The organism is Bradyrhizobium sp. NAS80.1, from assembly GCF_001908205.1.
In the GTDB taxonomy this organism is placed as follows: Bacteria; Pseudomonadota; Alphaproteobacteria; order Rhizobiales; family Xanthobacteraceae; genus Bradyrhizobium.
Map to the genome: position 1 here is coordinate 42623 of NZ_LGHL01000028.1, position 26133 is coordinate 68755.

The window sequence follows — 26133 nt, forward strand, 5'->3', positions numbered from 1 at the left end:
GCGCGGAACCTGAATCAGGTCTTCTCCATACAATCTTCGATATAGAACCAGCGGTCGTCGTCGATCAGGCCCTTGGCCTTCACCTCGGCGCGGCACGCCTTCAGCTTGGGCTTGTTGGCCGACCACTTGGCCTTCATGTCCTTCAGCTTCTGCACGGTGAGCTTGATCTTGCCCGGCGGCTTGGCGGAGTTTGATGCCGCAGGAGCGGGAGCAGCAGGTACGGCTGCGGTCTGCGCCGACGCGGTGTGAAGGCCCGCGGCCAAAAGCATGGCGGCGAGGCAGATACGGGTGCAAAGCATAGGAATCCCCCTTGGTCCCATTCTCTATGATTTGGAAGGCGAACACCGCGGGAAGCTGACGTCAGCTTCCGCGGGCGGCGGCTTTGCGATCAGAGGATCTTAACCGCGCTCTCGAGCGTCTTGTACACGCCCCACGCCAGCGGAATGCCGACGAAGAGCCAGAACATCGCAGCCTTGACGTCGAGGCCGCCAGTGCCGATTCCGAACGAGCCCGTCTGGACCACAGCGGCGCCGGCGTTCGCCGCCTGTAACTTGGCGACCTCAGCCTCGCTCATGTACCATTTCGAAGCGACCGGCTTGACCAAATAGTTGCAGATCATGCCCGCGATCAGCATCGCACATAGAATATACATGGTCGTGTTGTAGAGCTGGTCACGCGGCACGCCCGCCGCGAGCTGGAACTCGCGGATGTAGTTCACGACAACGGGGCCGATGATGCCTGCGGTGGACCACGCCGTCAGCAGCCGGCCGTGGATCGCGCCGACGAACTGGGTGCCGAACATATCGGCGAGATAGGCGGGCACAGTGGAGAAGCCGCCGCCATACATCGACAGGATGATCCCGAAGCCGAGCACGAAGAGCAGCTTCGAGCCCATTGCGGCGAAGGTCGGCGCCAGCGCGTAGAGCACGATGCCGAGGATGAAGAACGTATAGTAGGTGTTCTTGCGGCCGATATAGTCGGACAGCGACGCCCAGACGAAGCGGCCACCAATGTTGAACAGCGACAGCAGGCCGGCGAAGCCCGCCGCGATGCCGGCGATGACGGTCTTCTGCTCGACCGAGAGCTGACCAAAGGCAAGCTCCGGATGCCCGATCAGCTTGCCGGCGAAGATTTCCTGGAGCATCGGAGAGGCCATGCCGATCACGCCGATGCCGGCCGAGACATTCAAGCACAGCACCCACCAGATCAGCCAGAACTGCGGCGTCTTGTGCGCGTTGTCCAGGTGAACGTGATGCTCGGAGATCATCGTCTTCTTCTCGCTCGGCGGCGTCCAGCCATCGGGCTTCCAGCCGACCGGCGTCACGCGGTAGGCGAATGCGCCGATGATCATGAAGACGAAATAGACCACGCCCATGACGACGAAGCTTTGCCACACACCGACGTCGGTCGACGTCTTGAAGTGGTTGATCAGGAGGTTGGCAAACGGTGCGCCGATCATGGCGCCGCCACCGAAACCCATGATCGCCATGCCGGTCGCCATGCCGCGGCGATCGGGGAACCATTTGATCAGCGTCGACACCGGCGAGATGTAGCCGAGGCCAAGGCCGATGCCCCCGATCACGCCGGAGCCGAGCCACATGATCCAGAGCTGATGCAGATAGATGCCGATGGCGCCGAGGATGAGACCGCCGCACCAGCACAGCGCCGCAACGAAGCCAGCCTTGCGGGGGCCGGCACGCTCAAGCCAGCCGCCCCACAGAGCGGCAGAGACGCCGAGCACGACGAAGAACAGGGTGAACATCCAGCCGAGGCTTGCGACTTTCCAGTCGCAAGTGGTCGTGAAGAGCTCCTGCCACAGCGACATATCCGGACAAGCTTTTGGCGCGGTGATGCCGATCGCGCGCGAGAGCGGCAACCAGAACACGGAGAAGCCGTAGGCCATGCCGATGCACAGATGAATGCACAGCGCTGCCGGCGGCACCAGCCAGCGATTGAAGCCGGTTTTGGCGATCGTTCGCTCGCGATCAAGAAAACCCGTGCCAGCGCCCGAAATCGTTCCGGCGCTCTCAATTGTTGTCATGTACTCCTCCCCTGCAGCCGCCCCTCTGAGCAGGTCTGCCGCTACGATCAAATTCCTCAACCCCTTGCGGTGCAGCCATCGGTCCCTGCTGCTCCGCACATCCGACGCGCGCCAGGATCGTCGCGCGCATCCCAAACGTTAACCCCTCAAGCGGGGCTCTATGCCCGATACGGCGTGCAGGATTCGTGCGTGGCCCCGTTAATCCGTGTATCGCAGACAAGACTCAACCTCCGCGCCTGCACGGAGATTTGTCAATTGGGCAGAAGCTGTGGTCGATGTCGATTGACAAAAGGTCGGTATCAGCGCGGTAACGCTCTCACGTATGCAGCGCACCATTGACGCGCTCTATCGAGCCATTCGTCTTTTCTATCAAGAATACGATACGCGCGTCGCTGCGCTCGGTGATCTCCACCGTGTCGCCCGTCTCGCGGATCAGGTTCGGAATGTCGATCACCGACAAAGGATCGGTGCAGTGCACCTCGAGTTGATCGCCCGGCTGCAACGGCTTCAGCGCCTTGCGCGTCTTTAACGCGGGCAACGGGCATTTGAGTCCGGTGAGATCGAGTATCGTTCTTGTCATGAGCGCAACATGGCGGGGCCGATGATCGGCGTCAACGCAAGGACTTCAGAGCAGATCGGCATAGGACAAGAAACCTACGGCCTGCCCCGGTTCGACTTGCGTAATGTCCTCGCCGAGTTCAACGAGACCGTCGGTCTCGACCAGAGACGACAACAGCCCGGCGCCTTCGCGCGGGAAGTTGACCGCTTGCAGCACGCCGTCCTTTCCGCGCCGCAACGAGGCGCGAACGTATTCGCGGCGGCCGATCTTCTTCTTGTAGGCAAACGCCGCGCGCACGGGAATCGGCGAGAGCGGTTCGGGCAGACCGCCGGCCAGCGCAAGCACGGTCGGCCGCACCACATGGACGAACGTGACGAAACTCGCGACGGGATTGCCCGGCAATCCAATCAGCGGCGTGCCGTCGATGATGCCCATCGCCACGGGCCGGCCCGGCTTAATCGCCATCCGCCACAGCACCAGCGAACCTATGCTCTCGACCGCAGCCTTGACGTGGTCCTCCTCGCCGGTCGAGACGCCGCCGGTGGTGAGGATGAGGTCATGGCTACCTGCAACCTGCTTCAAACCATTCGCGAGCGAGGTGCGCTCATCGCGCAAGATGCCGAGATCCGAGACCTCGCAGCCGAGCCGGCGCAGCATCGCCATCAGCATGAAGCGGTTGGAATCGAAGAGCTGCGATGCCGCGCGCGGCTCGCCGGGCGAGGCCAGCTCGTCGCCGGTCGAGAACACGGCAACGCGAATGCGCCTGACGACGTCGAGCCGGGTCAGGCCGAACGCCGCGGCGAGCGCGACATGCTGCGGCCGCAACCGTTGCCCGGCGCGCAGCGCAACGTGCCCTTCGGGAATGTCCTCGCCCGCGGGGCGGACATTGGCGCCCGGCCTCAGCCCCGGCGGCAGCACGATTCGGCCGGCATCATCGATGCGGACATCTTCCTGCATGAAGACGGTTTCGGCATCCGGCGGCGTCGGCGCGCCCGTGAAAATGCGCGCGGTATGGCCGGGCTTGATCGGTGCTTGCGCGAGGCCGCCGGCCTGGATACGGCCGTCGAGCGGGAACGCCTGTTCGGCGCTATCAGGAAGATCGGCGTTACGCACGGCATAGCCGTCGACAGCGGAATTGGTGAAAGGCGGCAGCGGCAGGGGCGCTGCGATATCGTGCGCCAGCACGCGTCCATCGGCATCGACGAGCGCCACGGTTTCGACATCGGCAATCGCGTTGACGCGGGTCGTGATCAGGCCAACGGCCTCGTCGACCGACATCATCGGGCCGCCGAAGGCAAAGCAATCATCAGACAGTTGCGCCATGGTGCCTCGTCAGCGCATTGCCGCGCTTTTTGCCACCGCTTCCTCGACCGGCATGGCTGCGCGCAGCACCAGGGCCGCGACGGCCGGGATATCGTCGAGATGGACAGTGGGCAGCCGGGTTTCAATCGCGATGTCGGTCGCGATCCCGACAATCCCGGGGTCATCGGGAAACAGCAGCGGCTTGTCGTTGGCGGCGCGGTGCACCTCGATCTTGTTATGCGGCTCGCGCTTGAAACCCTCGACCACGACGAGATCGACCGCGGAGAGCTTGCCGAGCAGTTCCGGCAGCCGCGGCTCCGCCGCGCCCCGCAACTCATGCATCAAGGCCCAGCGGTTTGAGGAAGCAACCAGCACCTCGGCCGCGCCCGCCTCACGATGGCGCCAGGAATCCTTGCCGGGCACATCGACGTCGAACCGGTGATGCGCATGCTTGATCACGGAGACGCGCAGACCTTGCGCGTTGAAATGCGGAATCAGCCGCGTCAACAGCGTGGTCTTGCCCGCACCGCTCCAGCCTGCAAGGCCGATGACTTTCATAACAGCTCGATCTCCGCCAGCCATATCTCGCGACTGGAACCGCCTACTCAATCACAGTGGGCATGCTTATATCGGCTTGAGCCGAATGTCATGCTAACGTCGCAACCATGATGAAGATCGACAAAGCCCCGGTGCCCCTGATCGTCCCTGACACGGGCGACCCGCGCCTGACCCAGAGCGTGACCGGGACCGATCAGACCGGCGCCAAGGTCGAGATCAAGGTGCCGATGGAGCGGCCGCTGACGCTCTACCTGAATTCGCAGGAGATCGTCACCATGATGACGATCGGCGACTATCCGGAATATCTGGCGCTCGGCTACCTGCTGAACCAGAACATGCTGAAATATAGTGACGTGGTCACCGAGGTCGAATACGACGACGACCTCCAGGTGGTGGTCGTGCGTACCGAACACCACACCAATTTCGAAGCCAAGCTGAAGAAGCGCACGCAGACGTCGGGCTGCGCGCAGGGCACCGCCTTTGGCGACCTGCTCGAAGCCGTCGAGAGCGTCGCGCTGCCCAAGGCCGAGCTGCGCACCTCCTGGCTCTACCAGATGACGCAGACCATCAACACCATGCCCTCGCTCTATCTCGAAGCCGGTGCGATTCACGGCTGCGTGCTGTGCAAGGAGGGCGAGCCGCTCTGCTACACCGAGGACGTCGGCCGCCACAACGCCGTCGACAAGATCGCGGGCTGGATGTACCGCCACGGCGTCGATGCATCCGACAAGATCCTCTACACCACGGGACGCCTGACCTCGGAGATGGTGATCAAGACGGTGCGCATGGGCATTCCGATCCTGGTGTCGCGGTCCGGCTTCACCGCATGGGGCGTCGATCTCGCCCGGCAGGTCGGCCTGACACTGATCGGCCGCACCCGCGGAAAACGTTTTATCGCACTGGCTGGCGAGGAGCGCATCGTCTACGACCAGAACCTCGCTTACGTCGAGGAAGAATCGGCCAAGCATAAGCGCAAGGGTGAAGGTGGTGACGACTGAGATTCCGGCAACGCAAGGTGTCCTGCTCGCCGGCGGCCTCGCCCGGCGCATGGGCGGCGGCGACAAGCCGATGCGCACCATCGGCGGCCGCACCATCCTTGAGCGCGTGATCGCGCGCCTCTCGCCGCAATGCAGCGGGTTGATCCTCAATGCGAACGGCGATCCCACGCGATTCGCCGCGTTCGGCTTGCAGGTCATCGCCGACGACGTGCCCGGCTTTCCCGGCCCGCTCGCCGGCATCCTCGCCGCGCTCGACTGGACCGCAACGAACCGGCCCGAGGTCGAATGGGTGCTCAGCGCCGCCGGCGACTGCCCGTTCCTGCCGCGCAATCTCGTGACCCGCCTGCATGAAGCGCGAGAGCGGGAGAACGCGCAGCTCGCAGTCGCCGCATCGGGCGATCAGTCGCATCCGGTGATCGGCTTGTGGCGCGTCGCCTTGCGCGACGAGCTGCGTCACGCGCTGATCGTCGAGGACCTCCGCAAGATCGATCGCTGGACCGCGCGCTATCCACTCGCGACGGTGACATGGCCGGCCGAGCCGCTCGATCCGTTCTTCAATGCCAACACGGTCGAGGACATCGCCGAAGCCGAGCGACTGGCGACGCTGGATGCGGCAACCTAGCGACTTACGATTTGGGAAATTCGTTGAGAAGCTGCATCCAGATGATCGCGAAGGCGATCAGCCCGCAGAGACCGACAGCGGTGCTCAATCGCGGCAGACGTCCGAGCGCGACCAGCAGCCCAGACCGGGATGAAGAAGAGCCCAAAGATCATGCCGAGCGGAAATACCGCGAGCCATTGAAAGCCGGTGCCGTCGCCCGGCGGGACGTGGGCGATCGCGTAGAGAACCTATAGAGCCAGAACAGCGTTCCGGCGGCTGCGACGAGGGCGGCCATCTTGCGGAAATTGAGGGGGGCTGACGTGGTCATGGCTGGCTCACGCTCCTTTGTCGCGGCGGCGACCATCCGAGTTCATGGAGCCGCTCAAGCCGCCAGCGGAACCGACCAGGCGTCGTAGCCGTAGACCCAGCTCGTATCCGTCCTCACCTTCAGCCAGATGTTCGCGCGCGAGGTCTCCTGCACCCGCGTCGTCCGCTCTTTTCGCGTCGCCTCGAAGCGGCGGAATGCATCCGCAACGCCGTCGCGGTCGACACCTGCGAGGCAGCGCGAGAGCACGGCGGCATCCTCGATCGCCATGGCCGCACCCTGCGCCATGTAGGGCGTCATCGGATGGCAGGCATCGCCGAGCAGCGTCACCTTGCCATCGGCCCAGCGATCCAGCGCATCGCGGTCCATGATCGCCCATTTGTGCACATCGGGACAGGCGGCGAGCACCTGGCCGACCTGCGGATGAAAGCCCTCGAACGATGCACGCAGATCGCGCACATCACCCTTCGCCGACCATGACTCGATGCGGAAGTTCGGCTCGGGCTGGCTGGTGACGAGGTAGACCTCGCTACGGTCCGGCTTGACGTAATAGATCACGATGTGGCGGTCCTCGCCCCACCATTTGGTGCAGTCGTCGATCGTCCCGCCGCCGAGCAGCGCGGCGGGATAGGTGGTGCGATAGGCGATGCGGCCGGAGAATCTCACCGGCGCGGTGTCAAACAGGATGTCGCGAACCGCCGAATGAACGCCATCCGCACCGACCACTGCGTCGGCAACAGCGCTGGTGTTGTCGGCCAAGGTCAGCCGGACACCCTCGGCGGTCTCGTCGAGACCGACAAGCTTGTGGTTGAGCCGCACGCATTCGTCCGGCACCGCGCTCGCCAGTGCCGCGTGGAGATCGCCGCGATGGGCGAGCAAATAGGGCGCACCGAATTTCTCCTCCGCGCTCTCGCCGAAGATCATGTCGAACTTGATGTCGCCGCTGCGCCAGTCGCGGTTATTCCAGGAGCGCGGATAAAAGGATTGGCTGCGCATCCGCGCCTCCAGCCCCAGCGCGCGCAACACCTTCATAGCGTTGCAGCCGACCTGGATGCCGGCGCCGATGCGGGCGAATTGGGAGGCCTGCTCGTAGACCATCACGTCGATGCCGACGCGCCTGAGCGCAGCGGCGGTCGCAAGCCCGCCCATGCCGGCACCGACGATCGCAACCGAAAGCGGCCTTGCCATCGCGTCCCCCACCCTGTCTGCCGCGCGGCTTGAATGCCGCGTCGTCTGCTCTACGCGGGCCGGAAGCCGGCTCGCTCCAGTGCCGTACGCGCCTCGTCCGAGCCAAGCGCATCCAGAAAGGCCTGCACGGCCGGGCGCTGCTTGCGCGCCGTCACCAAGGCAAAGTCATAATGCTCTTCCGCCAGCGGAATGAAACCGAGGCCGACCGCATGGGCGACCGGCGCAATGGTCATGCCCCAATCGGCGCGGTGCTGCGCAACGGCGGCAGCGACAGCGTTATGAGAACGCGGCTGGTTCCAATAACCTTCCGGGCGCGCACCGCCGAGCAGCCGGTCGATCAGGATACGCGTGCCGGCGCCCTGATTGCGGTTGACCATGATGCATTCTGGGTCAGTGAGCGCGGCGGCGACGGCATCCTTCGCACTGAAGCCCTCGAAGCGCTTGTCGCCTTTGCGGAAGACAATGCCCTGCATCCGCCGCCAGCCCGGCACGAGTTCGAGCCCATCGACGAGGTAAGGTGTGTTGTAGGTCTCGCTCTTGTCGTCGAACAGATGGATCGGCGCAAGATCGCATTCGCCGCGCTTCGCCGCCGCGAGCCCGCCGAGACTGCCGACCGCAATCGAGCGCACGGTCAAGCCGGCATGCGCGAGCTGTGCAGTGACGAGATCAAGGCCGGTGCAGTGGCTGCCGACAATGACAAGGTCGGGGACCCGCACATGCGGCGTGAACAGCGTCACCTCGGCTTCGGTCCCCGCCGGCATCTGGTCGGCAAGCGCGTCGATGCGCACGAAGCCGTCAGCCTGCGCGAAGGATGTGATCGCACCAGACCCCTTGCCGGAGGGATAGGCGATCAAGCCGTCCTTGCCCTCGACCAGCGAGACCATGACGAATTCGGTGCGGCCGAGTTCGGAGGCGATGCGCACCGGCACGGTCGCGTTCACCTTGGCATCGGAGCGCGGCGGCAATCCGGCCATCTTGCGCAGCACCGGCACGATCATGTCGTGGAAGGTGAACATCGCCGAAGTCGGGAAACCCGGCAGGATCACCACCGGCTTGCCATCGCACACCGCGAGGCACAGCGGCTTGCCGGGCTTGAGCGCAACGCCGTGCGCGATGATGCCGGGCTTGCCGAGCCGGCCGATGATGCGATGGGACAGATCGCCCGCGCCCTTCGACGTGCCGCCTGATAGCACCAGCATGTCGGCGTCCACCAGCGCACGGCGCATGGCGGCTTCGAGCTTTGCTTCATCGTCGGGAATGGCGCCGAGGAAAACCGCCTCGCCGCCATTCTCGTCGATTGCGGCTGCGACGATCGCGCCGTTGGTGTCGTAGATCGCCGCCGGCGCGAGCACTTCGCCGGGCTGCACCAGCTCGTCGCCGGTGGAGATCACGGCAACGCGCGGCTTGCGCGCGACAATCACCTCGGCGATGCCGCAGGCCGCCAGCATGCCGATCTCGCGCGAGCCGATGATCGTGCCGGCGCGCAGCAGCGCTTCGCCGCGCGCGATGTCGGAACCGGCATAGGACACGAATTGTCCGGGAGACGCGGCGCGGCGGACATCAATCGCATCCAAGCCAGCCGGCTGGGTATGCTCGACCATGACCACGGCGTCGGCGCCACGCGGCAGCGGACCGCCGGTGGCGATCGCCGTGGCTGTTCCCACGGCGACTTGCAGTATCGGCGCGGTGCCGCAGTGAATGGTCTCTCCGTTCAGCGCGAGGCGCCGGGGTGCGCCTTCGCCGGCTGCGGCGAGATCCGCCGAGCGCACGGCAAAGCCGTCGACATTGGAACGGTCGAAGGGCGGAACGTCGATCGGCGCGGTGATGTCTTCGGCGAGCGCGGAGCCGAGCGCATCGGCAAGCTTGCGCGGCTCGCCTGGGATCGCGCGCGGGAACAGCGCAGCCTCGAAGCGCGCCAGCGCATCCTCGCGCGACAGGATCCTGAGGAACTGTTCCTGTTCTAGCGAGCTACGATCTTGCGACTGCGGGATCATGGTCATGCCGGAACCCATATCATTCCCGCATCAGATAAGCATCGGCCGGCGCGCCCGCTGCAAATCCCTCGCTGCTCCCGTGAATGATCAGCCAGGCATCCGCTCGGGCAATTGCCTGTAACGGCCACTCCCCCACCGCAAGCGGCATCCACGCATGATGTTCCTCCGCCAGCAGAGCGATCTCGGCGATGCCGACACTGGATGCGATCTTGCGCGCGAGCGGCAAGGTCAGCTGTCGGCGCGGCCGGCGCGCCGACAGTCGGCCGATGAGCGGAAGCACGAGCGCGAACCAGGCCGCGAGCGCATGATCCGGCGAGCCGGGCAAGGCGACGGTGGGAACTTTTCCGAGCCGCGCCACAGCGGCGGTACGCCCGGGCTGGAGCGCAAGACCATGGGCGATCACGTCGCCTCGCCGGGCCAGCGCGGTCACGGCAGCATCGCGGCGACCGACGCCGCTGCCGCCGATCGTCACAACAAGATCGCAGTCGAGATCGCCGAGCGCCTCCGTGATCGATGCGGCATCGCGCGTTCCGGCTTCGCGGGTTTGCACGTGCAGTCCCGCAGTACGCGCGACGTCCGCGATCATATGCATTGCCGCCGCAGCGCCCGGCACATTGACGATGTGCAGCCGCGGCCGCCGCACGCTCAGCCGGTCCAGCCCGGCAACGCGCGCGAGCAGCAGGGCGGCGGGACTAACGGGATGCCCCTCTATCGCGACAGACCTACGTTCTCCGATATCACTTCCGGCGCGCCTGACGCCCTGCCCCGGCACGGCCTCCGCCAGCACTTGGGCAAGCGGCCCCGACATCTCGACGGCGTCGGCATCGAGCACACAGTCGCGTCCCCTCGGCACCGCATCGCCGGCATCGACCCAGGCCGGCATCGTTGCCAGCGGCAGCGGCGAATAGGCGGACGCTCCGACGAGATCATTGGCGCACAGTGCCCAGCCGTCTGCGGCGGCGATGTCGTGAGGCGGATAAGCCGCAAGCAGCGGAGTGCCCGCCGCGATGCAGCCGGCCGCTTCAGTCAGCGGCAGCTCCACCGGTGCAAGCGGCCCGAGCCCTTCCAACAACGCGACGAGCGCAGTGTCGAGCGGCGTCAGGGATGGCGGCAGGCGCTGGGTCATGCGCCATGATGGACCATGCATCGCCCGATTTGGCAACCGCTGGCGACGCGGTCGTCAGCCGCCGGACTTGCCCGCATTCGGGAAGAACAACTGTTGACCGTCGACCTTGTAGCCGGCGATCGCCGCCTGCCCCTCCTGCGAGATCAACCAGTCGATGAAGGTCTGCCCCAGTTCCCCCTTGACGGTTGGAAACTTCTCGGGGTTCACCGGTATCACGCCGTATTGGTTGAGCAGGCGCTTGTCGCCTTCGACGACGATGTCGAGATCGCCGCGATCCTTGAAGGCGATCCAGCTGCCGCGGTCGGACAGCATGTAGGCATTGGCAGCACGCGCGGCCTCGAACGCTGCGGTCACGCCCTGCCCGGCCTCGCGATACCAGGCTCCCTTGGCACTGGCGATGTCGATGCCGGCGACGATCCAGAGCGCGAGCTCCGCGGCGTGGGTGCCGGAGCGGTCGCCGCGCGTCACGAACGGCGCGCCCTTGGCCTCGATCGCCTTCAGCGCGGTCACGATGTCCTTGCCCTTTACGCCGGCGGGATCGCTCTTCGGCCCGATCAGCACATAGTCGTTGTACATGACGTCGAAGCGCTTTGCGCCAAAGCCGTCGGCGACGAATTTCTCTTCCTGCGGCCGCGCATGCATCAGCACGACATCGGCTTCACCCCTTCGCGCCCCATCGAGCACCTCATCGGCGCGACGCGCAATCACGGTCACCTCAATGCCGGTTTTGTCACGGAAGATCGGCAGCAGATAATTGAGCAGGCCCGACTCCTGCGTCGATGCCGTCGTGGCCAGGACGATCGCGCGGTCTTCCGCGAATGACGCCGCGACACCTGCGGCAAGGCCGCAGAGAAGCGCTAATGCAACCGACAGGCGGCGAACGACCATGGCTGGTTCCCGTGAGGTACGAAATCGGCATGATCCTGATGACGGATTGCGCCACGCTCGTGACCGATTCCACTTCGGACGGCACAAACAGGACAACATCCGATAGAACGCGTGATTGACCACCACCGGCAGCAGGTCTCGCTGCGCGCGGCCGACTGAGCACCCGGGAAACATCGGCAATGCATCGACCGGCATCTCGATTGCAATCGCGAGCGCGCTTCGCAAGGCCCGCACCAAGTCAGCGTGCGAGAAATGACGACAGGTGCAGAATCGGAAGTCAGATCGGAAGTCAGGACGTGTTGCAAAGCAGCGAGATGATCGGGCATGGTCCGTGTGAACCGAAACTGAACTGCAGAATTCCACCTGCGTCGAACCTCTAAACAGAAGCAAGAATTTGCATAGGAATGCAGGATGGAATTCCTGACGACGAGTGAAGCCGCCGACTATCTCCGGCTCGGCGAGCGCAAGCTCTACGAGCTTGTCACCACCGGTGCGATCCCTTGCACCAAGGTGACCGGGAAGTGGCTCTTCCCGCGGCACGAGCTCGATCTCTGGGTGCTTTCGGGAATGTCGCGTCCGGCCGGGATGCTGATCGCGGAGCCGCCGCCGGTCGTGGGCGGCAGCCAGGACGAGCTCCTGGATTGGAGCCTGCGCGAATCCGGCTCAGGCCTGGGATCGATGAGTGAAGGCAGCGCACGCGGGCTCGAACGCTTGCAGCGCGACGAGGTGATGGCGGTCGCCGTGCACTTCCACGGCTTGGATGCCTCCGACAATCTCGCCCGCGATGCCAGTACCGATGCGCTGCGGGTCGCTCCAGACCTGCACGATGTGGTGCTGGTCGCGTTCGCACGCCGCGAGCAGGGTCTCGTGTTGCCGCCGGGCAATCCCAAGCGGCTGCGCGGCCTGTCCGACGTGCTCGCGCTCGGCAGCAGGATGGCGATGCGGCAACAGGGCACGGGCGCGCAGATGCTGCTCGACGTGCTGTTGAAGCGCGCCGGCGCCTCGATGCGCGATTTGCGCCAGGTGGAGACGCCAGCCCTCACCGGGCCGGATCTCGCCGAAGTGGTCCGCGCGGGACAAGCCGATTGCGGCGTCGCAACGCGAACGGCAGCGCGCGCAGCCGGCCTCGATTTCGTGCCGCTGGTCTGGGAGAATTTCGATCTTGCGATGCGGCAGCGCAGCTATTTCCGCGCGCCGATGCAGACCCTGCTCCGGTTCCTGAATGAAAGACGGCTGCGGCAGCGCGCCGAGGAGCTGACCGGCTACGATCCCTCGCCCGCGGGACAGATCCGCTTCGCAGCCTGACGTTGACGGCCGCCCCCAAATAGTTGCAAAAGAAACCAATTAAACCGGGCCATACCCGGGCAACACCGGCCAACGTGCCGGATCAGGGGAGGACAAGCGTGAATCCAATGAGATTTGGACTGCCGGTCGTTGCCGCATTGGCGGCGGCGCTGATGCCGGGCACGGCGTCGGCGCAGGTTTCCGATGACGTCGTCAAGATCGGCGTGCTCACCGATATGAACGGCCCCGCCTCCGCACCGACCGGCCAGGGCTCGGTGACGGCGGCACAGATGGCGATCGACGATTTCGGCGGCACCGTGCTCGGCAAGCCGATCAGCATCGTGATCGGCGACCACCAGCTCAAGGCCGACGTCGGCGCCGCCATTGCGCGGCGCTGGTACGACGTCGACCAGGTCGACCTGATCGTCGACGTGCCGGTCTCCGCGGTCGGGCTCGCCGTGCAGAACATCGCCAACGAGAAGAAGCGACTGTTCATCACCCACTCCACCGGCACCGCGGACTTCCACGGCAAGTTCTGCTCGCCCTACGCGATGCAGTGGGTGTTCGACACCCGCGCGCTCGCGGTCGGCACAGCGGATGCAGTCGTCAAGCGCGGCGGCGACAGCTGGTTCTTCATCACCGACGACTATGCCTTCGGCCATTCGCTGGAGCGCGACGCCTCCAGCGTCATCACCGCCAATGGCGGCAAGGTGCTGGGCTCGGTGCGGCCGCCGCTGGCAACGCCAGACCTCTCCTCCTTCGTGCTGCAGGCGCAGGCCTCCAAGGCCAAGATCATCGGCATCGCCGCCGGCCCGCCCAACAACATGAACGAGATCAAGACTGGCTCGGAGTTCGGCGTATTCAAGGGCGGCCAGCAGATGGCGGCGCTGCTGGCGCTGATCACCGACATCCACGGCCTCGGCCTGCAGGCGGCGCAGGGCCTGTTGCTGACGACGTCGTTCTACTGGGACATGGACGACAAGACCCGCGAATGGTCGAAGCGCTACTTCGCCAAGATGAACAAGATGCCGTCGATGTGGCAGGCCGGCGTCTATTCGTCGGTGATCCACTATCTCAACGCCATCAAGGAAGCCGGCACCGACGATCCGCTCAAGGTCGCCGCCAAGATGCGCGAAAAGCCAGTCGAGGATTTCTTCGCCCGCCACGGCAAGCTGCGCGAGGATAATCTGATGGTGCACGACCTCTGGCTGGTGCAGGTGAAGACGCCGGAAGAAAGCAAGTACCCCTGGGACTACTACAAGATCCTCACGACGATTTCGGGCGAGAAGGCCTTTGGGCCGCCGGACCCGGCGTGTCCGCTGGTGAAGAAGTGACCGCGTAGCGGTCATTCCGGGGCGGTCCGCAGGACCGAACCCGGAATCTCGGGATTCTCAGGTGCGCAACTGCGCACCATAGTTCGATGCCTTGCATCGCCCGGAATGACGGTCGCTTAGAGCGACCGTCATTTCACCACGCCGATCTCGCGAAAGTACTTCATCACGCCCGGATGTATCAGCTCTAGCTTCGGCGCCGCCGCGACCGTGTTCGCCGCCGTGGTCTCGCAGGCTTGCGCTAGCTTCTTGCAGAAGGTCGCCTCGACACCGTGCAGCGTCTTCGCGAGCCGGTAGGCGACATCGTCAGGCAGATCTTCGCGCGTCAGCACAAAGCTCCAGGAGCCGAGCGAGGCGATAGGCTCGGACTGCTTCGGGTAGGAGCCGGCCGGCACGGTCAGCGGCTTGAGGAACGAGTGCTTGGCGCGGATGCGCGCGATCTCCTCGGCATCAGGGGCGATGAAGCGCGCGCCTGATGCACTCAATGCCACCGCCGCAAAGCCGGGCCAGCCGATGCCCGCGCCCCACAGTGCGGCCACACGACCATCCTCGACCATCGCGGGGCCATCGCCGGCGCGGTCGAGATACACAGCCTTGAAGTCCTCGTCCTGCTTCAGGCCAAGCCCGTCCAGCACATAGCGCGCCAGGATCGGCAGGCCCGAGCCCTTGGCGCCGAAGGCGACGGGCTGGCCGACCAGATCGCGGATCGTCTTGTAGGGACTGTCCGCCCGCACCACGAACATGCCGGGGTTGGAATAGATCGCGGTGAGGATTTTCAGCCGCACCGGCGCGCGGCCGATGCCGGCAAAGGCTTCATAGGCCGGCTCGCCCGCGACCAGCGCGAGATCGAGCTCGCCCTTCTCCAGGAGCGGAATGTTCTCGTTGCTGCCTTTGGTGTTGCGCGGGGCGATGGTGGCTTGCGGATCGGCCGCGTTCATCACCTCGGCAAAGGCGTTGCCATAGAGCGGAAAGCCGCCGCCGGGCGTCGCGGTGCCAAGGCTAATCGTAAGGCTGATCGTCGTGGTCGGAATGGCCTTGCCTCCGGTTTGAGCAGCGACGGGACTAGCGAGCAGCGCCGCACTGAGAAGGATAAGGAAAGCGAATCTCATGGTCGTTCCCGGCGGACCTGCGTCAACACCGACTTGCGGCGATGTAGGCAACGGCCCGATTTTGTGAAAGCATGCTGCCCAACGACAATAAAACAATGGGAGGCGACATGTTGCGAATTTTGCGTAATGCTGTTTTCGGGCTGGTGTTTCTTCTCTGTCTTTTCAGCGCTTCCCCTCCCGCCTCCGCCGCCGACTACCCCCAATCGCCCCGTGCACTGGATGATCGGCTTCGCCGCCGGCGGCCCGGTCGACATCGTTGCGCGGATCATGGCGCAGTGGTTGTCGGACCATCTCGGCCAGCAATTCATCGTCGAGAACCGCGCCGGCTCCGGCGGCAACATCGCGGCCGCCGCGGCGATCAACGCGCCGGCCGACGGCTATACGCTGCTGTTCGTCGCGCCCAACAACGCAATCTCGACCTCGCTCTACAAGAAGCTGCCCTACGACTTCCTGCGCGACACCGTGCCGGTCGCGAGCATCATGCAGCTCACCAACATGCTGGTCGTCTCCAATGCGATGCCGGTGAAGACCGTCAAGGAGTTCATCGACTACTGCAAGGCCAATCCCGGCAAGATCTCCTTCGCCTCGTCCGGCAACGGCACCTCGGTGCACATGTCGGCGGAGCTGTTCAAGGTGATGACGAAGTGCGACATGGTGCATGTGCCCTATCGCGGCTCGGCGATCGCCTTCCCCGACATCATCTCCAACAAGGTGCAGCTGATCTTCGACAATCTGCCCTCCGCGCTGGAGCAGGCGAAGGGCGGCAATGTCCGCGCACTCGGCGTGACCTCGCCGCAGCGCTGGCCCGCCGTGCCCGACGTGCCCGCGATCGCAGAGACCGTGCCGGGCTTCGAATCGGTCGGCTTCTACGGCATCTCCGCGCCGAAGGGCACGCCGCCCGAGGTGGTCGAGATCCTCAACAAGGCCGTCGGCGAGGCGCTGAAGGACCCGAAACTGGCGGCGCGGCTGACCGAGAACGGCGGCATCCCCAAGCCGATGACGCCCGCCGAGTTCGGCAAACTGGTCGCGGACGAGACTGAAAAGTGGCGCAAGGTGGTGGAGTTCGCCGGGGTTTCGGTGGATTAGGGCCGGCCGGCCGCGGTGGCTGTCGCTTGCCGCTAAGAGATCGGGGGACCGGCGGGTCCCCCTCGAATCAAAAATGTCGAAAACAACCCCATGCACAGTAGAAAAGGCGGGGGATCACAGCGGGTTACAGGAGCGAAAAATGAACTCCGTAAGGGGTATTTGACTCGTCGGGCAAAACAGCCGCACAATCCTATCATCACCCCATCCCAGCAATCGACCGGCGAGCAGCGCTTGACGCACGGCGCCAGCGCTCCCGATCGCCCAGGGCCGGCATTGCACCCCCGCCTCAGGCCCTGTAAACGAACCGCGCACCGTTGCCGGCCGCACGTCAAGCGGCCGTCTCGCGGCGGGGCCTGTAGCTCAATGGTTAGAGCCGGCCGCTCATAACGGTCTGGTTGCAGGTTCGAGTCCTGCCGGGCCCACCACCCTTGGAAAGGAGGGCCCTTGATCTCTCAGCACTTTTTGCCAACTAGACAAATTCATTCTTGGTTTTTGCCACGGTTTGTTCTGCGCCAGCGACTTCATCGCGCCCTCGTTTTCTGTGCGGGCCCCTCCCGCGATTAGCGCCTCACAGGCCACAACAAAGTGCTAGGCTCCTCCTTGTCCCAGCGACGTGTTTTGCCTGGTCGTTCGGAGGGCGCTGTGGCGGAGCAGCGGATTCAAAGACGATTAGCGGCGATCCTGGCCGCTGACGTGGTCGGTTATTCCGCGCTGATGGAACGCGACGAGGAAGCTACCTACGCCGAGTTCGAACGGTTCAAGCGAGAGCTGATCGAGCCTAGCCTCTCCCGCCACGACGGGCGACTGATCCGGACCACGGGTGACGGCGCGTTGGCCGAGTTCGCAAGTCCATCGGCTGCGGTGCGATGCGCGGTGGAGATACAGGAAAGCATCGCGTCAGGCCGAAGCCCCCTTAAGCTACGCATTGGGGTCAATCTCGGAGAGATTATCGTCAGGGCTGACGGCGATCTTTTTGGTGACGGGATCAACATTGCTGTCCGGCTGGAGGGGACCGCCGACCCGGGCGGCATCCTGATTTCCGAAAAGGTGTACAGCGAAGTCGAAGGCAAGCTGGATCTTGGCTTCGAGGACCGGGGCGAACAGCAGCTCAAGAACATCTCCAAGCCGGTCCGCGCTTTTGCGGTGCGCGCGGGAGCGCATAGCCCGCTAATCGAGAGGCTAAGTGCGGCCCCGCCACTCCCGGACAAGCCGTCCATCGCTGTGCTGCCGTTCGAGAACATGAGCGGCGATCCCGAGCAAGAGTATTTTGCGGATGGAATGGTTGAGGAAATCATCACGGCGCTCTCACGGTTCAAATGGTTGTTCATGATCGCGCGCAATTCGAGCTTTACGTTCAAGGGCAAAGCCGTCGATGTGAAGGAGGTCGGACGCAGGCTTGGCGTGCGCTATGTCCTTGAGGGGTCTGTGCGCAAGGCGTCAGGGAAGGTTCGGATCACAGGGCAGTTGATTGACGCGGTGACAGGCGCGCACATCTGGGCGGACAGGTTCGAGCGTGATCTAACAGACGTTTTCGCTCTCCAGGACGAGGTAACGGTCGCCGTTGTCTCGGCCATTCAGCCAAAATTGCTTCAGACAGAAATTGCAATGGCGGCGCGGCGGCGACCGGAGAACCTCACCGCCTATGACTTTTTTCTCCGGGCCATGCCGCAGTTCTACTTAACGACCCGCGAAGGGGTGGCCGAGGCGATCAGGCTGGCCCGTCGGGCTTTGGAGCTAGATCCCGGGTTCGGCTTGGTCGCGGCTCTGGCAGGTGCCAGTCACATGCGCAATGTCGTTTGGGGCTATGCTGTCGATCCCCAATTCGAACGCAACGAAGCGGTTCGGCTTCTTCGCTGGGCATTGAGCGTCGACGATGGCGATCCAGACACGCTAGCAGTGGCTGCCGTCATCTCGGCGTTCATGGTCGGTGATAGGGAAAGTGAGATCGAAATGGCTGACCGGGCGGTCGCGCTCAACCCAAATTCATACATCGCGTGGCACGGCCGAGGCTGGGTCTATGAAGTAGCGGGGCTGCCGGAGGAAGCGATCCGGAGCTTTGAACGCGCCCTTCGCATGAGCCCGGTGGACCCGATGCTACACCAGACGCTTAGTGGGATGGGATATGCCTTTATTGAGCTTGGTCGCTTTGACGAGGCCATCATCGCAGGGAAGAGAGCCCTTCGTCAGAACCCCTCCTTGGGGGTCGCTTATCGCTGCCTCGCGTCCGCTTTCGCCCTTCTTGGACGTGACGCGGAGGCCCGTGAGGCGGCCGCGCGTCTGCTTGAGGTCGATCCGGCCTTCACAATATCCGCGAGGATGGGTCGGGTCAGACGATCACACGCGAAGCTGCTGATTGAGGGCCTTCGTAAAGCGGGGTTGCCCGAGTAACTTCTGGCGCCCAAGCGGCGGTCCCGGATGGTCCGCTCTCGCGCCGCTGTTTTGGCTCACGAGGTTCAACCGACAAGAACTCGCTCGAGCAACCAATACGTGCCGATCGCCGCGGCGGCGATGGAGGCGATGCGCGGCGTCAGCTGCGCAGCCCGCCCTTGCGACATCAGCGTCAGCAGCGGAAGCGCGATCACCACGAAGATAAGCTGGCCGATCTCGACACCTGCGTTAAATCCGACCAATGCGCGGAGCAAGGCTGCGCCCTTCAGTTCGAGCTCGCCAAGGGCAGATGCAAACGCAAGTCCGTGCACGAGGCCGAATCCAAAGCTCCACATCCACCGCCGCCGATCCGGCGCGGCCGCAAACAAGTTTTCCAGCGCAACCCAGATGATGGTCGCGGCTATAAGCGGCTCAATGATGCGTTCGGGGACCCTGACAAAACCGAGCGCTGCCAGCGTGAGCGTCACGCTGTGGGCGAGCGTGAAGGCGGTTACGATCTTCACCACCGACCAGAAGCCGCGCGCGATAGCGAGTAGCGCGAGAAGAAAGAGCAAATGATCGTAGCCGGTGAGAATATGCTCGACGCCGAGCTTCACAAAATCCAACCAGCCGGTCGCGACGGGACGGTCAATGTCGATGGCCGCCGTTCGTGATGTCTCACCGAAGACCACCTGCCGCTCGCCGTTCGACGTGTGGATGTTGCCGAGGCTCTGATAATGTTCGCCAAGAAGACCGCCCCAGTCTTCTGTAACCGTGAGGCGGCCATGCCCAGGGTCACAAGTGAAGCCGATCTCGATTGTCGCGCGGGTCTCGTTTGCGCCGGCGCCACCGATGCGCACGCGTCCAGCGCGGCAGCGCGTGCCGCCAAGGTCGATCGTGACGCTCCTGCGCGCCGCTTCGGCTACCGCTTCGGCCGCCGAGCGATCGCCATTGGCGGCGGCGTTCAGCATGGAAGCCGACGCCTGCGGTATTTCGGGCAACGCGACAGAGAGCGCATAAGAGAGACGGTCACCCGACAACTCGATGCGGACCAATCCGGTGGTGGTCACGTGGGCCGAGACATCGGCGCAGCAGGCAATTGCAAGCCAGAATGCTGTCCATAGTGCAAAACGCGCGCTCACGGCATCTTCCCCACCCGCTCCCACTCCTCGGCGACGAAGCCGGGCAGCAGCGCAATCTCGCCGCTTCCCTCGCGCCTGGCATAGTGCGACAGTCCGAGGACATTGGTCGCGCCGAAAGAGATGACGAAGGACGAAGCACCACTGCCGTTGACTACGACGCGCAGCCGGGGCGGATCCAATCCGAATTGCGCGGGGTCGACGCCTGCAGTCTCGGTCGCGCTCAGTACACGCTCCGGTCCCGAATTGCGCAGCAATCTGAGCGCGCCGTCAAGCCGAGCCGCGAAGCCTGCCGTCGTCGCCCCCGCCGCCGCATGCCAGCCATCCTCCGCGCGGACAAAATGCCAGCGTCCCTCGCGTGTTTCCAATTCGACCTCGCGAACATCCTGAAGCTGGATCGTCATCAGGCCTTTCGGCACAAACGGCAGCAACCCCGAACCGCCGCGACCGCCGGTCAACGCGAGTGCCGCCAGAAAGACGATGGCGCCCAGAGCAGCAGCGCTCCAGATCAACCGGTTCATCGCCGCAACCACCACATCGCGCCACCGGCGAAAGCGATCAGCCCCGGCATCAATAGAACAGTGACGATGAAGATGCCGCGCATCTGCTCGCCCGTCAGCGTGACGGTCGGCAACACTTCCACAGGCGGCTTCATGGTCGGCGCTCGCTCCTCGTGCGTAAGCCAGGCGAGTGCCGCGAGCACAACGTCCGAGTTGGCCAGATACGGGAAGAATGAGTTGGAGACGAAATCGGCGTCACCAGCCACGACCATGCGGAATATCGAGGGGGCCGTTTCGTTCAATCGGCCTTCGGCGGCGACAGCGATAATCCTCGATGCGCGTAGTGCGGACACCGCAGTCGAATCGTCACCCAAGCGGTCGGCGATGATGTAAGCCTCGGAGCTGCTGGCCGCCAGTGGCGTCAGCTTGAGGCCGGCCGTCGCGACTATTTCGAGTGGGCGCGCCCCCGGATAGAACGACAGTGTCAGGCCGCGCGTGATCGGATGGACACCATAATGTGACACGGCAATCATCTGTTCGTCAGTGAAATAGTGCTCCTTGGGATCGACGATCACGCCATTGCCAACCTTGATGCCGGCAGTAGCGAGCAGCGCGGCAAGGCTGTCATCAAGCTCATAGTCGGGCTCGATCAGGAACATCGCCGAGCCGCCCCGCTCCAGATAGCGGCGCATCAGCTCGGTCTGGCCGGGAGAATAGCGGGTGCGCGGATTGGCTACGACGACAACGCCGCAATCGTCCGGGATCGGCTGGCCGGTTGCAAAGGAGACCTTGCGCGCGGCAAGGCCGAGCTTCTCGATCGCGCGTCGTAACCGGCCGATCCCGTGCTGCTCCATCTGCACGACCGCCAAGCCCGAAGCGTCGTGGCTATGGCTGTGAGCACCTTCGAAATGGGTATGGAATTCGAAATTGTCGATGTCGTATTCGCCGTTTCCGGCGGCAAAGCAGATCACGACCTCGCGTCTGCGCAACAGACGCAGCACGCCGAGCGCGATCTCGCGATCATCTGTCGTCACGACTTCGATGCGGCGATCGCCCGACCGCAACACGGCCGAATTGTAGGTGCGCACGCCGAAGCTGGAGGCAAGCGCGGGGTTCTGGTCGGCGTCGATCAGGCGGACGCGAAAGTTCGCGTTCTCTCGTTCGAGCTGCCGCAGCATGGTTCCGAGGGCGACCGCGCCGGGATTCTGCTTCTGATAGAAATAGGCAATGTCGATCGGTTCGGCGAGCCTGCGCACCACCTCACCGGCTTCCGCAGAGGGCGTGAAGGCCTTCTCGCGCGTGAAATCGAGATGCGCGTCGTGACGGAACAGCGCCACGTTGGCGAGGACCACGACGGCGACGGCTACGGCGACCACAAGGGCAGCAGAGACAGCACGGCTGGCATAGCCGAGCCGCACCGGCAGCTTCAGGCCCGCCACAAACAACAGCGCAAGCGCGGCAATCACGCCTAAAAACCAGACGATATTGATCGCCTCGGATGCCTGCATCATCGCTGTGCAAGCCTCCAGGTGGTCAAGAACAGCGCGAGCATGCTTGCGGTGATGAAATAGCCGATGTCCGAGACGAACACCGAGCCTGACACCATCGGCTTGAAATGTCCTATCAGGGACAGGTTGAGGGCGAGGCTGTCGAACGGCGGCGATAGCAGATAGGACACCGAATCGGCAAACCAGAGCATCAGGAAGATACCGATCGACAGCGCCGCCGCGACGACCTGGTTTTCGGTGATGCTTGACATCAGCAGGCCGACCGCAACCAGGAGCGAGGCATGCAACGCGAGCGCCAGATAGCCGGCATGGATTTGTCCCCAGTCGGGCTCGCCGTAACGATCGAGGATCACCGCATAAACGAGCGAGAGCGCAAAGATGCCGAGCACGAGTGTCAGCGTGGCGGCATATTTGGCCAGCACGATCGAAAGTTCCTGCACCGGCGCAGTCAAGAGCAGCTCGAGCGTCTCCGACCGCCGCTCCTCGGCAAAGCTGCGCATGGTCAGCACCGGCACGAGCAGGATCGACAGCACATACATCTGGTGAAAGATATATTGAAGGTTGGCGACCTTGGTCGCAAACAGCGTCAGGCTGAATGTATAGCCGAGCACGAGCAGGAAAACCGCGGCCACTGTGTAGCCAATCGGCGACGTCAGCGTCGCGTTGAGCTCCTTGGCAAAGAGAATGCGCAGCGTTCTCATGCGAGCGACAGGAACCAGGCTTCGAGGTCGGGGGTATCTGCCATTGCGCGGACGCCCAGGAGGCGCCCGTTGAGCAGCACCGCTACCCGGTCACAGGTCTTCTCGACTTCGCTGAGAATGTGGGAGCTTATCAGCACCGTGTGGCGCCCGGCCAGCGAGCGGATCAGCTGCCGCATCTCAATGATCTGGCGTGGATCAAGTCCATTGCTGGGCTCGTCGAGAATAAGGATGTCCGGATCGTGGACCAACGCCTGGGCGAGCGCAGTCCGCTGCCGATAGCCCCTGGACAAGGCCCGTGTCGGCTTGTCGGCGACAGCGGACAGCGCGAGCCGATCGACGATGCGTTCGACGGCGCCTTTGACGTTCCGCTCGGGCACGCCGCGCAGCCGTGCCATGAAGGCCAGGAATTCTCCCACCCGCATCTGCCGGTACAGCGGCGCTGCTTCCGGCACATAACCGATGTGCCGCCGCACCGCGAGTGAATCGCCGACGACATCGTGCCCTGCGACCATCAAGCGGCCCGCCGATGGCAGGAGATAGCCCGCAAGCAGCCGCATAAACGTGGTCTTGCCGGAGCCGTTCGGACCCAGCAAGCCAAACACTTCCCCGGCGTGAATGTCGAGCGTGAGCCCCTCCAGCGCCGATACCGGCCCGTAGCGCTTGCTCACATTGGACGCGGAGATCGCTGGGGCGTGATCCGTCTGGATCAACGCATCACTAGGCGCGGCGTCGATTGCCGAGATGGTCATGCGGCGTCCCGAACAGGCGAGTCCCTCCGCGGGAGAAGTGAATCTACGGCCCCGCTTCGGGGACCCGCCCTGAGGTCCGGCGCGGGCTCTCAAGGGAGCGCCCCGCGCCGGGTTAAGGCTCAATCATAGAACTCTGGCGCATGCTTGGTGGCTTTGAAAACCTCCGGATCGTGCCCGTAGAAGATCTGGGCATTGTTGGCGTCGCGAACCAGCCGAACGCGCTGGTAGCTGCGATAGGCATCGCTCGGATTGAACGTGCCCGGAATCGGCGGGATCAGGTTCTTGTCGAGGTTCTCTTTCAGATAGACCACGTCGCTGGTCAGAATAACGGTACCCGTCTTGGGCAATTTGACGGTCACGAACTGGCTGCCGGGGGTATGGCCGGGAGCCCGCATCACGCGTACGGAACCGTCATCGAACAGATCGAGGTCGCCCTCGAGGCGGATGATGTTCATCTTCTTGGTGTCAGCGAAGTCGCCCGGAATATAATAGAGCGAGTAGCCGACATCCGGCCACCAGGCGGCCTTCAGTTCGTCGTTCTGGGCAACGAGGGTCGCATTCGGAAACTGACTGACATTCCCGCCATGGTCGAGATGCAGGTGACCGACCACGACATATTTGATGTCGTCAGTCTTCAGTCCGATCTTCTCGAGCTGTGCGGGAATGGCATCGTCCTTTGTCATCTTGAGACCGAACCCCTTGGCAAGAGGTCCCCACCAGCCATCGGGATCGGCAATCGTTTTATCGTTGTTTCCGGTATCGATGATGACATTGCCCTTGGGATGCTTGAGCACATAGAAGCTCACGGGCGCCCAATCGATATTGCCTTGACCACCCATCTGCAGGGCTGCCTTCGGGAAGCCTCCCAGCGAACCCGACGTAAAGACGTATAGCTTTGGGCCTTCCTGCGCGGCGGCAGCGCTCGCAAGGCCGAGCGCGATAGCCAGACTCAATGCAATCTGCTTGATCGTCATGGCAACTCCTCCTGAGCCTTCGTTTTACGGGCTGTCTTTGTTTTACGAGCTGTCCTTGTTTTACGGGCTGTCTTTGCAGCCACGGCTGCCTCGCCTGGCGCGGCCGAGGCGGATAGCCAGTAAGAATAGTTTCGCCCCTTGCAAAAGCAAGTTGGCCTACCCGGCCCAAACGGGAATGTTTTTCCCCCACGGGGCCAGAGTTGAAAGAACGATACGGTTCAGGCGGTTCGCAAAAACGGCCCGGCAAAGGGCGGACCCATGTTTTTGCTGACCAGCCTCGGCATCAACACGCTGCGCTGCACTCGTGGCATCTCGGATGGGGGTAGAAGTCAGTCCACGTTCTTTCCGTCTTTGTTTTCCCGTCCAGAGCTACGGCCTGGCCGCGATAGCCCAGCCAATGGCACCGGGACCGGCGGTGCTTTCAGGCATGGGAATCCATGGCCCTTCAGACCTTGCAGGCTCACTTCGATACATCGACATCCCAGCATAGACAGCGATCTTCGTTTTTAAACTGTGGGTTATCCCCCTCGGGATCTGCACAACCGCGCAGGCGATATGGGTTATCCTTTCGATTTAGAGGCGCTTGTTCGAAAACTGGTCAGCTGCCCGTTCTCTTATCGCGACGGCACTCGGATGATCGGAATTGCCTTGGGGTCGTTCCAGTCCACCGCCTGAAGGCATTTGTCAAAGAACTAACTTCCCGATAGCCCAGCAGCCACGCAATTTCGGAAACCGGCAACTTTCGGTCGCCGAGATACCGTTTGGCGAGTGCGGCCCTCAGTTGGTCCAGCACATCCGCGAAGGTAACACCCTCATCACGAAGCTTCCGCGATAGCGTTCGAGGACTCATCCCAAGCTGGCGCGCGACTTCCGACGCGCTGGCTTTGCCGTGCGGCAGTAGCTGCGGCACGATTCGCTCCACATTCGAACGGATACTCGCGCGCTCTCTCGGTCGGGAAGCAAGCGCTTCTTCCGCGTATCGTAGCAGCAACTTGTTCAGATAGGTGTCGTGTCCCACAATCGGAAGCGAAGCGACTGACGCAGAAAAAAACGATTTCGTCAGCATCAGCGCCAAATTCAACATCAGCCCCGAAAAAGGCTTTGAACTCCGCCGGCGGATCAGCTCGAAAATGCCTAACTCTTAGTTTGTGCGGCGCTAGTTGGTTGGCTGTCAGCTGTCGGCAGATCCGCACCAGCGTAACCAGCCAGAACTCCAAGTGATGCCGGTCCGACCACCGGTCCGCGCTAATGTAGTCGAGAGTGATGGTTGCCGTTCGATCCACGCTGAAGTTCAAGCGGACTCCTTCATTATTAATCCGGCTGTAGCGCTCGCAGTTGCGGAGAGCGTCCGCAAGTCGCTGCGAGGATGCCATCACGTAGTAGAGTAGACCGATTTCTCGCAAGTCGAAGTTGCGGGCCAGATGAAATCCGAGCAATTCGTCCCGAAGTTCCTCGGCTGCTAATTCCAGAACCTTCACTTGGGCGTGCACCTCAAGCCGGGTGGTCGGATCGTCGGCCTCCTGGACGGTTAGTCCGGCCCCCGACACAACAAGCCTCACGTCTTTGCCTAACTTGCGCAGTTGGGCGCATGCTAGACGAGCGACCCCTCCGGTGGCGCTCGGTATCCCACCGAAACCTCTGGGTTTGACAGAACGCATGTCTCCCAACCGGTCCAATCACTGGTCTACGGCGAAAAAGGCCAAAATCATTGGCTTCCAATCGCAAGATTTTCTGCGTAAGGCCTCCCAAAATCGACCATGATCTTCCCGGCGGCTTGCGTCCTATTGATGTGGATCAAGAACCTA

At 63.5% G+C, this 26133-nt stretch carries 23 protein-coding genes, 1 tRNA gene and 1 pseudogene; 7 read left to right on the plus strand and 18 right to left on the minus strand.

Going from position 1 to position 26133, the window contains the following annotated elements; all coding sequences use genetic code 11:
- Positions 1–14: 14 nt before the first annotated feature.
- The 5 genes from AC629_RS07375 to mobB all read right to left on the minus strand — a co-directional run bounded on the left by AC629_RS07375 (position 15) and on the right by mobB (position 4460).
- Positions 15–299 carry a hypothetical protein gene (locus tag AC629_RS07375; protein WP_084804072.1) on the minus strand — a complete coding sequence of 95 codons (285 nt, stop codon included), beginning with the start codon at positions 297–299 and terminating at the stop codon, positions 15–17.
- Positions 300–388: 89 nt separating this feature from the next.
- Complete coding sequence (locus AC629_RS07380) at positions 389–2041, minus strand: OFA family MFS transporter (protein WP_084804073.1); 1653 nt, start codon at positions 2039–2041, stop codon at positions 389–391.
- 316 nt (positions 2042–2357) lie between these two features.
- On the minus strand, positions 2358–2621 hold the full coding sequence (locus AC629_RS07385) for a sulfurtransferase TusA family protein (protein ID WP_084804074.1): 264 nt from the start codon (positions 2619–2621) through the stop codon (positions 2358–2360).
- Positions 2622–2666: 45 nt separating this feature from the next.
- A complete protein-coding gene (locus tag AC629_RS07390) occupies positions 2667–3923 on the minus strand; it encodes a molybdopterin molybdotransferase MoeA (protein ID WP_084804075.1) in 1257 nt (418 codons plus the stop codon).
- A 9-nt stretch (positions 3924–3932) separates the two neighbouring features.
- A complete protein-coding gene (gene mobB, locus AC629_RS07395; RefSeq protein WP_084804076.1) occupies positions 3933–4460 on the minus strand; it encodes a molybdopterin-guanine dinucleotide biosynthesis protein B in 528 nt (175 codons plus the stop codon).
- A 107-nt stretch (positions 4461–4567) separates the two neighbouring features.
- Between mobB and fdhD the strand changes: the two genes are divergently transcribed.
- On the plus strand, positions 4568–5458 hold the full coding sequence (gene fdhD / locus AC629_RS07400) for a formate dehydrogenase accessory sulfurtransferase FdhD (protein ID WP_084804077.1): 891 nt from the start codon (positions 4568–4570) through the stop codon (positions 5456–5458).
- Positions 5439–6080: a molybdenum cofactor guanylyltransferase MobA gene (mobA, locus tag AC629_RS07405; RefSeq protein WP_143198971.1), complete on the plus strand. Its 642-nt coding sequence runs from the start codon at positions 5439–5441 to the stop codon at positions 6078–6080. The genes fdhD and mobA overlap by 20 nt, the downstream gene beginning before the upstream one ends.
- Before the next feature lie 361 nt (positions 6081–6441).
- On the opposite strand, the gene AC629_RS07415 is transcribed toward mobA, so the two are convergent.
- The 4 genes from AC629_RS07415 to AC629_RS07430 are packed head-to-tail and all read right to left on the minus strand — an operon-like array spanning position 6442 to position 11580.
- A complete protein-coding gene (locus AC629_RS07415; protein WP_084804078.1) occupies positions 6442–7572 on the minus strand; it encodes an FAD-dependent monooxygenase in 1131 nt (376 codons plus the stop codon).
- A gap of 50 nt (positions 7573–7622) precedes the next feature.
- Positions 7623–9572, minus strand: coding sequence for a molybdopterin biosynthesis protein (locus AC629_RS07420; RefSeq protein WP_084804108.1), 1950 nt, complete (start codon positions 9570–9572; stop codon positions 7623–7625).
- A 13-nt stretch (positions 9573–9585) separates the two neighbouring features.
- Positions 9586–10692, minus strand: a complete 1107-nt coding sequence (locus tag AC629_RS07425) for a molybdopterin-binding protein (protein ID WP_084804079.1) — start codon at positions 10690–10692, stop codon at positions 9586–9588.
- Between the two features lie 54 nt (positions 10693–10746).
- Positions 10747–11580, minus strand: a complete 834-nt coding sequence (locus AC629_RS07430; protein WP_084804080.1) for an ABC transporter substrate-binding protein — start codon at positions 11578–11580, stop codon at positions 10747–10749.
- 411 nt (positions 11581–11991) lie between these two features.
- Between AC629_RS07430 and AC629_RS07435 the strand changes: the two genes are divergently transcribed.
- Both AC629_RS07435 and AC629_RS07440 read left to right on the plus strand, forming a co-directional pair.
- Positions 11992–12885 (plus strand): substrate-binding domain-containing protein, encoded by an 894-nt coding sequence (locus tag AC629_RS07435; RefSeq protein WP_084804081.1) that lies wholly within the window; start codon positions 11992–11994, stop codon positions 12883–12885.
- A gap of 98 nt (positions 12886–12983) precedes the next feature.
- Positions 12984–14198 carry an ABC transporter substrate-binding protein gene (locus AC629_RS07440; protein WP_084804082.1) on the plus strand — a complete coding sequence of 405 codons (1215 nt, stop codon included), beginning with the start codon at positions 12984–12986 and terminating at the stop codon, positions 14196–14198.
- A gap of 128 nt (positions 14199–14326) precedes the next feature.
- Here the strand turns inward: AC629_RS07440 and AC629_RS07445 are convergent, their stop codons facing one another.
- Positions 14327–15304, minus strand: coding sequence for a TAXI family TRAP transporter solute-binding subunit (locus AC629_RS07445; protein ID WP_084804083.1), 978 nt, complete (start codon positions 15302–15304; stop codon positions 14327–14329).
- 107 nt (positions 15305–15411) lie between these two features.
- On the opposite strand from AC629_RS07445, the pseudogene AC629_RS07450 reads away from it, so the two are divergent.
- The 3 genes and pseudogenes from AC629_RS07450 to AC629_RS07460 all read left to right on the plus strand — a co-directional run bounded on the left by AC629_RS07450 (position 15412) and on the right by AC629_RS07460 (position 18778).
- Positions 15412–16390: pseudogene (locus tag AC629_RS07450) on the plus strand (Bug family tripartite tricarboxylate transporter substrate binding protein).
- A 349-nt stretch (positions 16391–16739) separates the two neighbouring features.
- A tRNA-Ile gene (locus AC629_RS07455) sits at positions 16740–16815 on the plus strand.
- 217 nt (positions 16816–17032) lie between these two features.
- Positions 17033–18778 (plus strand): adenylate/guanylate cyclase domain-containing protein, encoded by a 1746-nt coding sequence (locus AC629_RS07460; protein WP_143198973.1) that lies wholly within the window; start codon positions 17033–17035, stop codon positions 18776–18778.
- A gap of 65 nt (positions 18779–18843) precedes the next feature.
- On the opposite strand, the gene AC629_RS07465 is transcribed toward AC629_RS07460, so the two are convergent.
- The 8 genes from AC629_RS07465 to AC629_RS07495 form a co-directional block, all read right to left on the minus strand.
- Positions 18844–19899, minus strand: coding sequence for a HupE/UreJ family protein (locus AC629_RS07465; RefSeq protein WP_143198974.1), 1056 nt, complete (start codon positions 19897–19899; stop codon positions 18844–18846).
- Positions 19896–20429 (minus strand): hypothetical protein, encoded by a 534-nt coding sequence (locus AC629_RS07470; protein ID WP_143198975.1) that lies wholly within the window; start codon positions 20427–20429, stop codon positions 19896–19898. Before AC629_RS07470 ends, AC629_RS07465 begins: the two co-directional genes overlap by 4 nt.
- Positions 20414–21907, minus strand: a complete 1494-nt coding sequence (locus tag AC629_RS07475; protein ID WP_084804086.1) for a GldG family protein — start codon at positions 21905–21907, stop codon at positions 20414–20416. Before AC629_RS07475 ends, AC629_RS07470 begins: the two co-directional genes overlap by 16 nt.
- A complete protein-coding gene (locus tag AC629_RS07480) occupies positions 21904–22605 on the minus strand; it encodes an ABC transporter permease (protein WP_084804087.1) in 702 nt (233 codons plus the stop codon). Before AC629_RS07480 ends, AC629_RS07475 begins: the two co-directional genes overlap by 4 nt.
- Positions 22602–23354 carry an ABC transporter ATP-binding protein gene (locus AC629_RS07485; RefSeq protein ID WP_084804088.1) on the minus strand — a complete coding sequence of 251 codons (753 nt, stop codon included), beginning with the start codon at positions 23352–23354 and terminating at the stop codon, positions 22602–22604. The genes AC629_RS07480 and AC629_RS07485 overlap by 4 nt, the downstream gene beginning before the upstream one ends.
- Before the next feature lie 119 nt (positions 23355–23473).
- A complete protein-coding gene (locus AC629_RS07490; protein WP_084804089.1) occupies positions 23474–24328 on the minus strand; it encodes an N-acyl homoserine lactonase family protein in 855 nt (284 codons plus the stop codon).
- A gap of 598 nt (positions 24329–24926) precedes the next feature.
- Positions 24927–25178, minus strand: coding sequence for a helix-turn-helix domain-containing protein (locus AC629_RS48380; RefSeq protein ID WP_245331747.1), 252 nt, complete (start codon positions 25176–25178; stop codon positions 24927–24929).
- Positions 25144–25986 (minus strand): AraC family transcriptional regulator, encoded by an 843-nt coding sequence (locus AC629_RS07495; protein ID WP_245331748.1) that lies wholly within the window; start codon positions 25984–25986, stop codon positions 25144–25146. Before AC629_RS07495 ends, AC629_RS48380 begins: the two co-directional genes overlap by 35 nt.
- Positions 25987–26133: the final 147 nt, after the last annotated feature.